Genomic DNA, 13,526 nt, shown 5'->3' with positions numbered 1-13,526 from the left:
CCTGCGGCCCGCGGAGCGGGAAGGCCTGCCGGCCTCAGCGGTCCTGGGCCTCGAAGTTCAGGTTCAGGTTGCGATTGAATACGGCTTCGAAGCCCGCATAGGGCAGCGGTTGGGCCTTGAGCACCGCGGCTTCCACCGAGCGCCGGCCCAGTTCGTCGAAGGGACACGACGGCGCGACCTCGGCCCTGACCACCGTACCGCCGCGGACCTGGGTGATGTTGATCCGGCAGCGCTGTCCCAGCGGCACGTTCTCCGGGCGCGTCCAGTTGCGCAGGATCGCCTCCTGGATCGCGGCCGCGTAGCGCGCGCTCAGTCCGGGATCGACGCCTTCGTTGCCCGGCGGCGGCGTGCCCGCCGACGCGGCCTGGTCGGAGGCCTCCTGCGCCCGGCTCTGAGCGATGCGTTCAAGGCGGCGCTCGGCCTCCTGCGCCTCGCGGCGCGCCTGCTCCTGTGCGCGGCGCAGCTCGGCCAGCTTCTGCTCGGCCAGGCGGCGCTTCTGCTCGGCCTCCTCCTGCCGCTTGCGTTCGGTGAGGTCGATCTGCTCCTGGCGGCGCCTCTCCTCCTGCTCGCGCTCGGCGGTCTCGCGCGCGATGGCCTCGCGGCGCACCTCGTCCTGGTCCACCGGCGAAGGCTCGGGTACCTGCACCTGGGGCGTGGGCTGCGGCTCGACCGGGGCATCCTCGGGCAGCGGCACCGGGATCGGTTGCGGCTCGGGCACCGCGTCCTCGACCACGACCGGATCTGGCTCGGGCACCGGTTCGGGCGTGGGCGGGATCGGCTCCGGGCGTCTCTGCAGCGTGCGCTGCATCGCCGCCGACAGGTCGCTGGCATCGATCAGCTCGGCGCTGATCGGGGAGCCCGCGGCCGAGGGCGGCGCCGAGGTCCGCGACCACCACAGGCCGGCGAACATCAGTGCCAGCAGCGCCACGTGGAGCAGCACCGCCAGCACCACCGCGCGCACGGTATCGGCGCGTTGCTCTCGCATCAGGGAGCGCCGTCCTGCCTGGGGTTGCTCATCAGGCCCACGCGCTCGACGCCGGCACGCTGCAACAGCACCATCGCGTCCATCACGTTCTGGTAGGCGCCCGCGCCATCAGCGGCGACATACACCGCGACGTCGGAGTTGTTGGCCACCAGCGCACGGACCCGGGCAGCCAGCGTTTCCTCGTCCACGGCCTCGTTGTTGCCGGCCTCGATCGCGAGGAAGTAGTTCCCGCTGGAATCGACGCTGACCACCACCGGATCCTTCTGCTCGGTGATCGACTTGGCGTTGGACTCGGGCAGCTGCACGTCCACGCCCAGGTTCATCAGCGGCGCGGTGACCATGAAGATGATCAGCAGCACCAGCATCACGTCGATGTAGGGCACGACGTTGATTTCGTTCTTGAGCTTGCGGCGCTTGCCGCGGCGGGCACGGACGCTCATGGGATCAGGCCTCGCCGGCCGAGGACTGGCGCTCCAGGATCGAGGAGAACTCCTCGGAGAAGGCGTCGTAGCGGCCGGCCACGCGCTCGACCTTGGTGGCGAAGCGGTTGTAGGCCCAGACCGCCGGGATCGCCGCGAACAGGCCCATGGCGGTCGCGATCAGCGCTTCGGAGATGCCGGGCGCGACGCTGGCGATGGTTGCTTCCTTGACGTTGGCCAGGCCGTGGAAGGCGATCATGATGCCCCACACCGTGCCCAGCAGGCCGACGTAGGGCGCGATCGAGCCGACGTTGGCGAGGAACTCGAGGTTGTGCTCCAGGCCGTCGAGCTCGCGCGAGCTGGCCACGCGCATTCCGCGCTGGGCGCCCTCGAGCTTGGCCCGGCTGTCGCCGCCGCGGCGCTGGCCACTGCGGCTGTATTCGCGGAAGCCGGCCTCGAAGATCGCTTCCAGGCCTTCCACCTCGCGGTTACGCTCGCTGGCGGCGCTGTAGAGCTTGCCGAGGTCGGCGCCCGACCAGAAGCGCTCCTCGAAGCGGTCGGCCTCCTTCTCTGCGCGGTCGAGCATGCGCTTCTTGCGGAAGATGATGACCCACGAGGCGATCGAGGCCAGCAGCAGGAGCAGCATCACCAGCTGCACCGGGATCGAGGCGTGCAGCACCAGCTGGATCAGATCGAGTTCGCCGCCGGTCACCGGCGCGCCCGCGGCCTGGCCGGCGGCGTCCGCGGCCAGCGCGACCGTATCCGCCGGCGCGTCCTCGGGCAGGGGTTCCACGGTGCTCACCTGCATCAGGAGGGCCGTTGCACTCATCGATCTTGCTCCGCGTTTGATTCGAGGGGTTTGAGTTGTCCGTACAGCGCGTCGGGGATGGCCCGGGGCCGGAAGCCGCCGGCGTCCAGCGCCGCGACCCGCACCCGCGCCGACACCAGCACGTCGCCGCCGCGCAGCACCTGCTGCGCGAATTCCACGCTGGCCCGGCGCACCCGCGCCAGGGCCACGGTGACCTCCAGCGCGTCATCCAGGCGCGCCGGCCTGTGGAAGTCCAGGTGCATGTCACGCACCGCGAACACCAGGTCCAGGCCATCGATCAGGGCCTGCTGCCCGTGCCCGACGCTGCGCATCCATTCGCTGCGCGCGCGTTCCAGGAAGGCCACGTACCGGGCGTGGTAGACCACGCCACCAGCGTCGGTATCTTCCCAGTAGACCCTTGTCGGCAGGCTGAACAGAGGCACTACGGCGGCGCGCAAAACAATCCCTCCGCCGCAGCCCCGCGGGGCTGCAGGCCCAGGTGGCGCCAGGCTTTCTGCGTGGCCATGCGACCGCGCGCGGTGCGCACCAGGAAGCCTTGCTGGATCAGGTACGGCTCAATCACGTCCTCCAGCGTACCGCGCTCCTCGCTAAGCGCCGCGGCCAGCGATTCCACGCCCACCGGGCCGCCGTCGAAGTTCTCGATGATCAGGTTCAGCAGCCGGCGGTCGAGGTCGTCGAAGCCCTCCGGGTCGACCTTCAGCATCTGCATGGCCGCGCCGGCCACCTCGTGGTCGATGCGGCCGCCGGCGCGGACCTGGGCGTAGTCGCGCACCCGGCGCAGCAGGCGGTTGGCGATGCGCGGGGTCCCGCGCGAGCGTCGCGCGATCTCGTCGGCGCCCTCGGGCACGCAGTCGATGCCGAGGATCTGCGCCGAACGCCGCACGATCCGGGTCAGTTCGGCGGCGCTGTAGAACTCCAGCCGCTGGACGATGCCGAAGCGGTCGCGCAGCGGCGCGGTCAACAGGCCCGCGCGCGTGGTGGCGCCGACCAGGGTGAAGGGCGGCAGGTCGAGCTTGATCGAGCGCGCGGCCGGGCCCTCGCCGATCATGATGTCGATCTGGAAGTCCTCCATCGCCGGGTACAGCACCTCCTCGACCACGGGCGAGAGGCGGTGGATCTCGTCGATGAACAGCACGTCGTGCGGCTGCAGGTTGGTCAGCAGCGCGGCCAGGTCGCCGGCCTTCTCGATCACCGGGCCGGAGGTCACCCGCAGGTTGACCCCCAGCTCGTTGGCGATGACGTGGCTGAGCGTGGTCTTGCCCAGGCCGGGTGGGCCGAAGATCAGGACGTGGTCCAGGGCCTCGCCGCGCTGCTTCGCCGCCTCGATGTAGATCCCGAGCTGCTCGCGCACCGGCTGCTGGCCGAGGTAGTCGGCCAGCCGCTGCGGCCGGATCGAGGCCTCGATGGCGGCGTCCTCGCGGGTCGCCGCGGCGGCGATGATGCGGTCTTCGTCCATCACCCTATGGTCGCAAGCCCGCAGCGATCCCGCCAGACCGCCTCCACCCCCGCAAGCCTCGCCCCCACCCGCCCTTCGGGCATTTTCCCCCGTGGGCGGGGGGAAGAACCCTGTTCAGTGGGGGGATGGCAGGGAGCTCGCGGCCTGCAGGCCCTGGGGCACGCCGGTCATGTCTGGCAGCTTGTGGGCGATGCCCTTGTGGCAGTCGATGCAGGTGGCCTGCCCGGTCGCCAGGTAGTTGCGGTGGATGAAGGCCGAACGGCTGGCCTGGCGGGTCAGGTCCATCGAGTCGTAGTCGTGGCAGTTGCGGCACTCCAGAGAATCGTTGGCCTTCAGCCGTGCCCATTCGTGCTGCGCCAGTTCCAGACGCTTGTCGAGGAACTTCTCGCGGGTATCGATGGTACGGAAGATCTTGCCCCAGACCTCCTTCGAGGCCTGCATCTTGCGACCCATCTTGTCGGTCCAGTCGTGCGGCACGTGGCAGTCCGGGCAGGTCGCGCGCACGCCCGAGCGGTTGGTGTAGTGGATGGTGGCCTTCAGCTCCTCGAAGACGTTGTCCTGCATTTCATGGCAGCTGACGCAGAAGGTCTCGGTATTGGTCGCCTCCAGCGCGGTGTTGAAGCCGCCCCAGAACACGATCCCGGCGATGAAGCCGCCCAGCGTCAGGAAGCCGAGGCTCAGGTGCCTCGCCGGCCGGCTGACCTGCCCCCAGAAGCCGGCCAGCACCTCCCAGGCGCGCCGGACCGGCTTCATTGCGGGCGCTCCGAGCGCAGCACCGCGTCGATGTCCATGAAGCCGTTTGCCACCAGCGGCTGGGCGTCGGTCTGCACCACGTGGCACTGCACGCAGAAATAGCGCCGCGGCGAGACCTCGGCCAGGAACTGGTCGTCGCGGTCCATGTAGTGGGTGACGCTGACCGGCGGGGCCTGGAACGAGGCCGCAGCGCTGCGCGCGTGGCAGAGCATGCACCGGTTGGAGTTCAGGTCGACCTGGTAGCCGTCGATCGAATGCGGGATGGTTGGCGGCTGCATCGGGTAGGCGCGCTCGCGGGTGCGGTCGAAGTTCTCGACCCGCGCCATCGGCAGCGGCGTGATCTCGACATCGACCGGCACGTGCCGGCGCATGCCGTCGAGCTCACGCGCGGGATTGCCGCGGGCGCTGATCGGCGGGGCCGGCGGCTTGATCTCCGGCTCGGGGGCACGCTCACCGCAGGCGGCGAGCGACAGCGCCAGCGCGGCGGCCGCCAGCAGCAGGGACACGGTTATCGGGATCCGGTGCATGTCAGGCTCCCACCGCGGCGACCCTGGCCGCGCATTTCTTGAAATCGGTCTGCTTGGAGATCGGGCAGGTCGCGTCCAGGGTGACCTTGTTGATCAGCTGGGCCGCGTCGAACCAGGGCACGAAGATCACCCCGCGCGGGACCCGGTTGCGTCCGCGCGTCTCCACCCGCGTGCGCATGGCGCCGCGGCGCGAGGACACCTCGACCTCGTCGCCGCGCTTGAGCCCGCGCGCGCGCGCGTCGTCGGGATGCATGAACACCACCGCCGAGGGCACCGCGCGGTACAGCTCGGGCACGCGCATCGTCATGGAGCCCGAATGCCAGTGCTCCAGCACGCGGCCGGTGACCAGCCACAGGTCGTACTCGCCGTCCGGCGATTCGGCGGGCGGCTCGTAGGGCAGCGCCCAGATCACCGCCTTGCCGTCCGGGTTGCCGTAGAACTCGAAGCCGGTGCCCGGCTTGACGTAGGGATCCTCGCCCTCGCGGTAGCGCCAGCGCGTCTCCTTGCCGTCCACCACCGGCCAGCGCAGGCCGCGCTCCTGGTGGTAGCGATCGAAGGGCGCGAGATCGTGGGCATGGCCGCGGCCGAACTCGGCGTACTCCTCGAACAGGCCCTTCTGCGGATAGAAGCCGAAGGCCTCGGCCTCGCGGTTGGCATAGCCCTCCTCGATCTCTTCCACGCCGAAGGCGTCGACCTTGCCGTTGCGGTACAGCACGTCGAAGAGCGTCTTGCCGCGGAACTCCGGGTTGGCCGCCAGGATGTCCTCCGGCCAGCACTCGTCGGTGGTGAAGCGCTTGGAAAACTCCATCAGCTGCCACAGGTCGGAGCGGGCCTCGCCGGGTGCGTCCACCAGCTGGTGCCAGAAGTGCGTGCGGCGTTCGGCGTTGCCGTAGGCGCCCTCCTTCTCCACCCACATCGCCGAAGGCAGCACGAGGTCGGCGGCCTGGCAGGTCACGGTGGGATAGGCGTCGGACACCACGATGAAGTTGTCCGGGTTGCGGTAGCCCGGCCAGCCCTCCTCGAGGATGTTGGCGCCGGCCTGCATGTTGTTGTTGACCTGCACCCAGTAGGCGTTGAGCTTGCCGTCCTTCAGCGCGCGGTTCTGCTCGACCGCGTGGTAACCGATCTCCTCCCTGATGATCCCGTGCGGGATCCTCCAGATCTCCTCGGCGTGCTTCCGGTGCTCGGGATTGGTCACCACCATGTCCGCCGGCAGGCGGTGGCTGAAGGTGCCGACCTCGCGCGCGGTGCCGCAGGCCGAAGGCTGTCCGGTCAGCGAGAACGGGCTGTTGCCCGGGGTCGCGATCTTCCCGGTCAGCAGATGGATGTTGTAGACCATGTTGTTGGCCCAGGTGCCGCGCGTGTGCTGGTTGAATCCCATGGTCCAGAACGACATCACCTTGACGTCCGGGTTGGCGTAGAGCTCGGCCAGCTTCTCCAGCCAGCCGCGCTCGACACCGGTCATCTCCACTGCCCTCTCCAGCGTGTACGGCGCCACGAAGCGCGCGAACTCGTCGAAGTCGATGGCCGTGCCGCCGTTGGGATCGCCGGCGTTCTTCGCCGCCACCTGCAGCGGGTGCTCCGGGCGCAGGCCGTAGCCGATGTCGTCGTTGCCGCGCTTGAAGGTGGTGTGTTTGTCGACGAAGTCGCGGTTGACCTTGCCCGACCTGATGATGTGGTTGGCGATGTAGTTCAGGATCACCAGGTCCGTCTGCGGCTTGAACACCATCGGGATGTCGGCCAGGTCGAAGCTGCGGTGCTCGAAGGTCGACAGCACCGCCACCTTGACGTGCGGGTTCGACAGCCGGCGGTCGGTGACCCGGGTCCACAGGATCGGGTGCATCTCGGCCATGTTCGAGCCCCAGAGCACGAAGGCGTCTGCGGCCTCGATGTCGTCGTAGCAGCCCATCGGCTCGTCCATGCCGAAGGTGCGCATGAAGCCGGTGACCGCGGACGCCATGCAGTGGCGCGCGTTGGGGTCGATGTGGTTGCTGCGGAACCCCGCCTTCATCAGCTTGTTGGCGGCGTAGCCCTCCCACACCGTCCACTGGCCGGAGCCGAACATGCCGATGCCGTCGCCGCCCTTGGCCTTGAGCACGGCGCGGAACTTCTCCTCCATCACGTCGAAGGCCTCGTCCCAGCTGACCGGCGTGAAGTCGCCTTCCTTGTCGTAGGCGCCGTTCTTCTTGCGCAGCAGCGGCGTGGTCAGGCGGTCGGCGCCGTACATCACCTTCGACAGGAAGTAGCCCTTGACGCAGTTCAGCCCGCGGTTGACCTCGGCGTGCACGTCGCCGTGGGTGGCGACCACGCGCCCGCCGCGCACCGCCACGTTGATGCCGCAGCCGGTCCCGCAGTAGCGGCAGGGCGCCTTGCTCCACTTGAGCTGCTGGTCGCCCTCGACCACCGCGTCGGCGACGTGGCCGGGCACCGGCAGGCCGGCGGCGACCGCGGCGCTGGCGATGGCGCTGTTGCGGATGAATTCACGGCGGGTGGTACTCATCCCTGGCACTCCTCTGGCTCGGGCCGCTCGACGTGGTGGTAGACGAGGTTGACGGTGATGACCCCCGGCAGCGCCTGCAGCAGGTCGATGCTGGCCATCAGTCCGCGGGTGCCGTCGCTTTCCTGCAGCAACACGCTGCAGTGTTCCTCCTGCAGGGCGAGTTCGAGGCCGTCCGCGCCCGCCACCGCGGCGGCGAGCGCTGGGATGGCCTCGCGCTGGTGGCGCACCACCAGGCTGGCGACGTGCCATTCGCGCGCGGTCTCAGGCATCGACGGCCTCCTCGACGGATGCATGCAGGCCGATCGCCGCCGCCGGGCAGGCACCGACGCAGGCACCGCAGCCGGTGCAGCGCCCGGCGTCCACGTGCGGCGAAGGCACGGCGCTGGTGACGGGGAACGTGATCGCGGACTCACCGCAGGCATCACGGCAGCTCGAACACACCACGCCCTTGCGGGTGAGGCAGGTATCGCCGACCTCCGCGCGCAGCGTCCACGGGGCATCGGCCAACAGGCCGAAGGCGGGCTCGCCGCAGGCGCGGGCACAGTCACCGCAGAAGCTGCATTCGCCCAGCGAGGGATCGAATTCCGGCAGCGCGCCCTCGCCCACCGCCAGCACCCGTTCCGGGCAGGCGGCTATGCAGTCGCCGCAGCCGGTGCAGGCGTCCACGAAGCGGGCTTCGTCCAGCGCCCAGGGCGGGCGCAGCAACGGCCTCGCGCGCACCCGGCCGCGCAGCAGCGCCCGGCGGCTGCGATCGAGGGAAGTGTTGATGACCGTGGCCACGTCGCGTCCCCGGCCTCAGGCGGTCGGTGGACCGTTGAACATCTGCCAGATCCAGACCGCGAAGCCGTAGCCGCCCACGATCATCACCGACAGCACCGGGAACAGCACCACGGTGATGAAGAGGAACAGGAGCAACTCCCGTCGTTTCGTTGGCTGGCCGGCCTTCGTTTCCAAGGCACTTCGCTCCCGGCAGGGTTCGGCTTGCTGGGGCCAGCCTAACCCCGACGCGGGGTCCGCGCCAAGCGCGAATCGCGATTGTTCGACGAACGCCGTCGCGATTGACCTGGATCAATAACGGGGATCGGGATTCATGCCTGGAACGCCTCCGCCGCAAGCGCGAAGGAGCGCTTGCGCGCGGCGTGGTCGAAGATGTTGGCCGTCAGCATCAGCTCGTCCGGCCGATGGCGCGCGACAAAGTCCGCGATCCCCTCGCGCACGTCGTCCGCGTCGCCGACCACTGAGCAGGCCAGCGACTGTTCGACCATCGCCTTCTCCTGCGGCGTCCAGAACGCCTCGATGTCGTCGATCGGCGGCGGGATCAGCCCCGGGGCACCGCGGCGCAGTCGCACGAAACTCTGCTGCTGCGTGGTGAACAGGCGCTGCGCCTCGCCGCGCGTGTCGGCGGCGACCACGTTGAGCGCCAGCATCGCGCATGGCGCGCGCAGGCGCTTCGACGGCCTGAAGTCGCGGTGGTACAGCGCCAGCGCCTCGCTCATTGCGGCCGGCGCGAAGTGCGAGGCAAACGCATAGGGCAGTCCGAGCGATGCCGCCAGCTGCGCGCCGAACAGGCTCGACCCCAGGATCCACACCGGCACCTCGATGCCGGCACCGGGCACCGCCTGCACCGGCTGGCCGGGCGCCACCGGCTCGAAATAGCGCAGCAGTTCCATCACGTCCGAAGGGAACGCGTCGGAGCCGGCGTAGTAGCGGCGCAAGGCCTTCGTCGTCGGCTGGTCGGTGCCCGGCGCGCGGCCAAGCCCGAGATCGATGCGGTCGGGATGCAGCGAGGCCAGGGTGCCGAACTGCTCGGCCACCTGCAGCGGCGCGTGGTTGGGCAGCATCACCCCGCCGGCACCGACGCGGATGGTCGAGGTGCCGCCGGCGATGTGGCCGATCAGCACCGACGTCGCGGCGCTGGCGATGCCCGGCATGTTGTGGTGCTCGGCCAGCCAGAAGCGGCGGTAGCCCAGGGCTTCGGCATGGCGCGCGAGGTCGAGCGAATGGGCGAAGGCCTGGGCGGGCGTGCTGCCTTCGCAGACAGGCGCCAGGTCGAGCAACGAGTACGGGATCATCGGGGCGGCTCGTGGACAGAGGGACCCCACCCGGATGGGGGCGCGGCCCGCGGTTTGACAGCCCCGGGACTCAGATTTCCACCTGTGCGCCCAGTTCCACCAGGCGGTTGCCGGGGATCCGGAAGAAGTTGTTGGCCGGTGCCGCGTTGCGGTGCATCAGCGCGAACAGCCTGTCGCGCCACACCGGCATGCCGACGCGGCGGCTGGCAACCACGGTCTCGCGGCCGACGAAGTACGTGGTGTCCATGGGATCGATGTCCAGGCCTTCGCGGTCGCAGGCGCGCATCAGCGCCAGCGGCACGTCCGGGATCTCCATGAAGCCGAAGCGCACCGTCACCCGGTAGAAGCCGTCGCCGACCGCGTTCAGCGCAATCCGCCGGTCGCGCGGCGCATAGGGCACGGTGAGGGTTTCCGCGGTCAGGAACAGGTTGCGCTCGTGCAGCACCTTGTTGTGCTTGAGATTGTGCATGAAGGCATGCGGCACCACGCCCGGATCGCTGGTCATGAAGATCGCCGTGCCCGGCACCCGCACCGGCGGCGCCAGCATCAGGCCGTTGATGAAGGTGTCCAGGCGCAGGCCCTGGGCCTGCACGCCCTCGCGCAGCAGCTGCTTGCCGCGCCGCCAGGTGCGCAGCATCGTGAACAACACGATGCCCAGCACCAGCGGGAACCAGCCGCCCTGAGGGATCTTGGCGCCGTTGGCGATCACGAAGGCGAGGTCGATCACCACGAAGCCGATGCAGCACGGCAGCACCCAGCGCCGCGCCTTGGGCCACAGCGCGCGCGCCACGATCGCCAGCAGCAGGGTGTCGATCAGCATCGTCAGCGACACCGACACGCCGTAGGCGGTGGCCAGCGCCGACGAGGTCCGGAAGCTCAGCACCAGCAGGATCACGATCGCGGCCATCGACCAGTTGATCGCCGGGATGTAGATCTGGCCAATGGTCTCGCTGGAGGTGTGCTTGATGCGCATGCGCGGGATGTAGCCCAGCTGCATCGCCTGGCGCGCGACCGAGAAGCCGCCGGTGATCACCGCCTGCGAGGCGATCACGGTGGCCGCGGTGGCGAGCACGATCATCGGCCAGCGACCCCACTCCGGCACGCCGATGAAGAACGGGTTGCGGATCGCCTCCGGGTCTTCCAGCACCAGCGCGCCCTGCCCCAGGTAGTTCAGCATCAGCGAGGGCAGCACGAACCAGTACCAGCCCAGGCGGATCGGGCGCGCGCCGAAGTGGCCCATGTCGGTGTAGATCGCCTCGCCGCCGGTGACCGCCAGCACCACCGCGCCGAGGATGAAGACCCCGCCCCAGCTGTGATCGACGAAGAAGCGCGCCGCCCACCAGGGGTTGATCGCCTTCAGCACTTCAGGCTCGTGCAGGATGTTGAGCACGCCCAGCGCCGCCAGCACCAGGAACCAGAGGATGGTGATCGGCCCGAACACCCGCCCCACCTTCTCGGTGCCGAAGCGCTGGGTGGCGAACAGCGCGCCCAGCACCAGCACCGTGATCGGCACGATCCAGTCGTGCAGCTGCGGCGCCACCACCTCCAGGCCCTCGACCGCCGAGAGCACCGAGATCGCCGGCGTGATCACGCCGTCGCCGAAGAACAGCGAGGCGCCGAACACGCCCAGCAGGCCCACCAGGTAGACCGATTTCGAACCGGGTTTGAGGCTGCGCTGGGCCAGCGCCATCAGCGCCATGATGCCGCCTTCGCCCTCGTTGTCGGCGCGCATGATGATGGTGACGTACTTGAAGGTCACCACCACCGTCAGCGCCCAGAAGATCAGCGACAGGATGCCGAGCACGGTGTCGTGGTCGGCGACCAGGCCGTAGTTGCCGCTGAAGGCCATGCGCAGGGTGTACAGCGGGCTGGTGCCGATGTCGCCGAAGACCACGCCAACGGCGCCAACCACCAGGCCGGCCAGGCCGACCTTGCCGTGGCCGTGGCCGTGGCCATGGGCGGCGCCGCTCGCGGCCTGCGGCCCGGCGCTCGACTTGGGATTGCCTGCGGACATGGGGGTTCCGTGGGGACGCCGGCTCAGCGGAGCGCGGACTGTAGCGCCTTGCGGATGATGGTTTCGGCAGCGTCGCCCTCGGCCTGTGCCGCGCGGGCCATGCGCTGGGCCTCGGCCGGCTTGTAGCCGAGCTGCTGCAGGGCGATGGTCGCCTCCGACAGCGGGTCGGCGGGGGCGCCGGCGGCGGGCATCGCCGAGGCACCGCCCATGATCGCCTCGGCGCGGTCGCGCAGCTCGACCACGATGCGCTCGGCGGTCTTCTTGCCGATGCCCGGGATCCGGGTCAGCGCGGCCACGTCGCCGGCCTGCACCAGACGCGCGAACTCCTCGACGCTGGCGCCCGACAGCACCGCCAGCGCGATCTTCGCGCCGATGCCGCTGACCCGCTGCACGTCGCGGAACAGGCGGCGCTCGGCCTCGGACGCGAAGCCGTACAGCGACACCGAGTCCTCCTTCTGCGCGTAGTGCGTGAACAGCGACACTTCCCTGCCCAGCATCGGCAGCTCGTAGAAGGTGCTCATCGGCGCCTCCAGCTCGTAGCCCACGCCGTTGACGTCCACCACCAGCCACGGCGGCGACTTGTGCGCGAGCACCCCCCTCAGGCGTCCGATCATCTGCGGCTCCAGGCCAGTCTTGCGTCGATGCCCAGGCGCCGCGCGCTGGCGCGGACGTGGGCGTGGGTGATGGCGATGGCCAGGGCGTCGGCGGCGTCGGCCTGCAGCCGGCCGGAGAGTCCGAGCATGGCGCCGACCATGTGCTGCACCTGGACCTTGTCCGCGGCACCCTTGCCGACCAGGGCCAGCTTGACCTGGCGCGCGCCGTACTCGTGCACGGGCAGGTCGTGCATGACCACCGCGCAGATCGCGGCACCGCGGGCCTGGCCCAGCTTCAGCGCGGAGCTGGCGTTCTTCGACACGAAGACCTGTTCGATCGCGACCTCGTCGGGGCGGTGCTCCTCGACGATCGCGCGCAGGCCGTCGACCAGGCGGCGCAGGCGCAGCGGCAGGTCGCCCGGCGCGGCGGCGGCCCCGACCAGCAGGTCGAGCGGCGCGTGGAAGACGTGGGTGGCGCGGCCCGCGGCGTCGACGTCGATGATGCCGACGCCGGTGCGCTGCGAGCCCGGGTCGATGCCGAGGATCCTGGTCACATCGCCAAGCTTACGCGTATGCGTCGTCGCCGAGTCCGGCGTTGGAGTAGACGTCCTGGACGTCGTCGAGGTCTTCCAGCCAGCGCAGCAGCTTGACCACCTGCTGGGCGGTCTCGCCTTCCACGGCGATGTCGTTGTCGGCGCGCAGGGTCACTTCGGCGTGGGCGGCGGGCAGGCCGGCGGCGGCCATGGCGTCGCGCACGGCGGCGAAGTCCTCGGGGGCGGTCAGGACGTCGATGGCGCCGTCCTCGGGATAGACCACGATGTCCTCGGCGCCGGCTTCGATGGCGGCGTTGGTGACAGCGTCCTCGTCGGCGCCGGCGTCGTAGCGCAGGATGCCCTGCTTCCTGAACATGAAGGCGACCGAGCCGTCGGTGCCGAGGTTGCCGCCGAACTTGCCGAAGGCGTGGCGGACGTCGGCCACGGTGCGCACCTTGTTGTCGGTGAGGCAGTCGACGATCACGGCGACGCCGCCGGGGGCGTAGCCTTCGTAGCGGATCTCTTCGTAGTCGACGCCTTCGAGTTCGCCGGTGGCCTTCTTGATGGCGCGTTCGATGACGTCCTTGGTCATGTTGGCCTGGAGGGCCTTGTCGATGCCGCTGCGCAGGCGCGGGTTGCCCCCGGGGTCTCCACCGCCGGTGCGCGCGGCGACCGAGATCTCGCGGATCAGCTTGGTGAAGATCTTCCCGCGACGCGCGTCTTCGGCGTTCTTGCGGGCCTCGATGGAGGGGCCTCTGCCCATGCGTGGTTCCTGTCAGTGCTGGTGGCGACAGGGGATTTTAACCCTGCCGACGATGGGGCGGCCGGAGGGGCTGGCGGGACAT

At 69.8% G+C, this 13,526-nt stretch carries 16 protein-coding genes; all 16 read right to left on the bottom strand.

The window, feature by feature from the left end; genetic code table 11:
* Positions 1-34 precede the first annotated feature (34 nt).
* Complete coding sequence (gene tolA / locus E2170_RS10660) at positions 35-985, bottom strand: cell envelope integrity protein TolA (RefSeq protein ID WP_133000631.1); 951 nt, start codon at positions 983-985, stop codon at positions 35-37.
* Positions 985-1,425 (bottom strand): protein TolR, encoded by a 441-nt coding sequence (tolR, locus tag E2170_RS10655; RefSeq protein WP_133000630.1) that lies wholly within the window; start codon positions 1,423-1,425, stop codon positions 985-987. The genes tolA and tolR overlap by 1 nt, the downstream gene beginning before the upstream one ends.
* A gap of 4 nt (positions 1,426-1,429) precedes the next feature.
* Positions 1,430-2,233, bottom strand: a complete 804-nt coding sequence (gene tolQ / locus E2170_RS10650) for a protein TolQ (RefSeq protein WP_133000629.1) — start codon at positions 2,231-2,233, stop codon at positions 1,430-1,432.
* A complete protein-coding gene (gene ybgC / locus E2170_RS10645) occupies positions 2,230-2,676 on the bottom strand; it encodes a tol-pal system-associated acyl-CoA thioesterase (protein ID WP_133000628.1) in 447 nt (148 codons plus the stop codon). Before ybgC ends, tolQ begins: the two co-directional genes overlap by 4 nt.
* Complete coding sequence (ruvB, locus tag E2170_RS10640) at positions 2,655-3,689, bottom strand: Holliday junction branch migration DNA helicase RuvB (RefSeq protein ID WP_133000627.1); 1,035 nt, start codon at positions 3,687-3,689, stop codon at positions 2,655-2,657. The genes ybgC and ruvB overlap by 22 nt, the downstream gene beginning before the upstream one ends.
* Before the next feature lie 114 nt (positions 3,690-3,803).
* On the bottom strand, positions 3,804-4,442 hold the full coding sequence (locus E2170_RS10635) for a cytochrome c3 family protein (RefSeq protein WP_133000626.1): 639 nt from the start codon (positions 4,440-4,442) through the stop codon (positions 3,804-3,806).
* Entirely contained in the window at positions 4,439-4,948 is a 510-nt protein-coding gene (locus E2170_RS10630; RefSeq protein WP_243708148.1) for a nitrate reductase cytochrome c-type subunit, read from the bottom strand. Before E2170_RS10630 ends, E2170_RS10635 begins: the two co-directional genes overlap by 4 nt.
* A gap of 22 nt (positions 4,949-4,970) precedes the next feature.
* On the bottom strand, positions 4,971-7,469 hold the full coding sequence (gene napA, locus E2170_RS10625) for a periplasmic nitrate reductase subunit alpha (protein ID WP_133000624.1): 2,499 nt from the start codon (positions 7,467-7,469) through the stop codon (positions 4,971-4,973).
* A complete protein-coding gene (locus E2170_RS10620) occupies positions 7,466-7,738 on the bottom strand; it encodes a chaperone NapD (protein WP_165942220.1) in 273 nt (90 codons plus the stop codon). Before E2170_RS10620 ends, napA begins: the two co-directional genes overlap by 4 nt.
* A complete protein-coding gene (gene napF / locus E2170_RS10615; protein ID WP_243708147.1) occupies positions 7,731-8,249 on the bottom strand; it encodes a ferredoxin-type protein NapF in 519 nt (172 codons plus the stop codon). Before napF ends, E2170_RS10620 begins: the two co-directional genes overlap by 8 nt.
* Positions 8,250-8,264: 15 nt before the next feature.
* Positions 8,265-8,423 (bottom strand): periplasmic nitrate reductase, NapE protein, encoded by a 159-nt coding sequence (gene napE, locus E2170_RS10610; RefSeq protein ID WP_133000622.1) that lies wholly within the window; start codon positions 8,421-8,423, stop codon positions 8,265-8,267.
* Positions 8,424-8,557: 134 nt separating this feature from the next.
* A complete protein-coding gene (locus E2170_RS10605) occupies positions 8,558-9,541 on the bottom strand; it encodes an LLM class flavin-dependent oxidoreductase (RefSeq protein WP_133000621.1) in 984 nt (327 codons plus the stop codon).
* A gap of 70 nt (positions 9,542-9,611) precedes the next feature.
* Complete coding sequence (locus tag E2170_RS10600) at positions 9,612-11,555, bottom strand: potassium transporter Kup (protein ID WP_133000620.1); 1,944 nt, start codon at positions 11,553-11,555, stop codon at positions 9,612-9,614.
* 23 nt (positions 11,556-11,578) lie between these two features.
* Positions 11,579-12,169, bottom strand: a complete 591-nt coding sequence (ruvA, locus tag E2170_RS10595; protein ID WP_133000619.1) for a Holliday junction branch migration protein RuvA — start codon at positions 12,167-12,169, stop codon at positions 11,579-11,581.
* Positions 12,166-12,702, bottom strand: a complete 537-nt coding sequence (ruvC, locus tag E2170_RS10590; RefSeq protein ID WP_133000618.1) for a crossover junction endodeoxyribonuclease RuvC — start codon at positions 12,700-12,702, stop codon at positions 12,166-12,168. The genes ruvA and ruvC overlap by 4 nt, the downstream gene beginning before the upstream one ends.
* Before the next feature lie 10 nt (positions 12,703-12,712).
* Positions 12,713-13,444: a YebC/PmpR family DNA-binding transcriptional regulator gene (locus E2170_RS10585; protein ID WP_133000617.1), complete on the bottom strand. Its 732-nt coding sequence runs from the start codon at positions 13,442-13,444 to the stop codon at positions 12,713-12,715.
* Between the last annotated feature and the right edge of the window lie 82 nt (positions 13,445-13,526).

Origin of the sequence: Luteimonas arsenica, assembly GCF_004352825.1 — a bacterium.
Classification (GTDB): domain Bacteria; phylum Pseudomonadota; class Gammaproteobacteria; order Xanthomonadales; family Xanthomonadaceae; genus Luteimonas; species Luteimonas arsenica.
The sequence above is the reverse complement of the archived record's forward strand: the minus strand, read 5'-3'. Positions and strand labels throughout refer to the sequence as shown.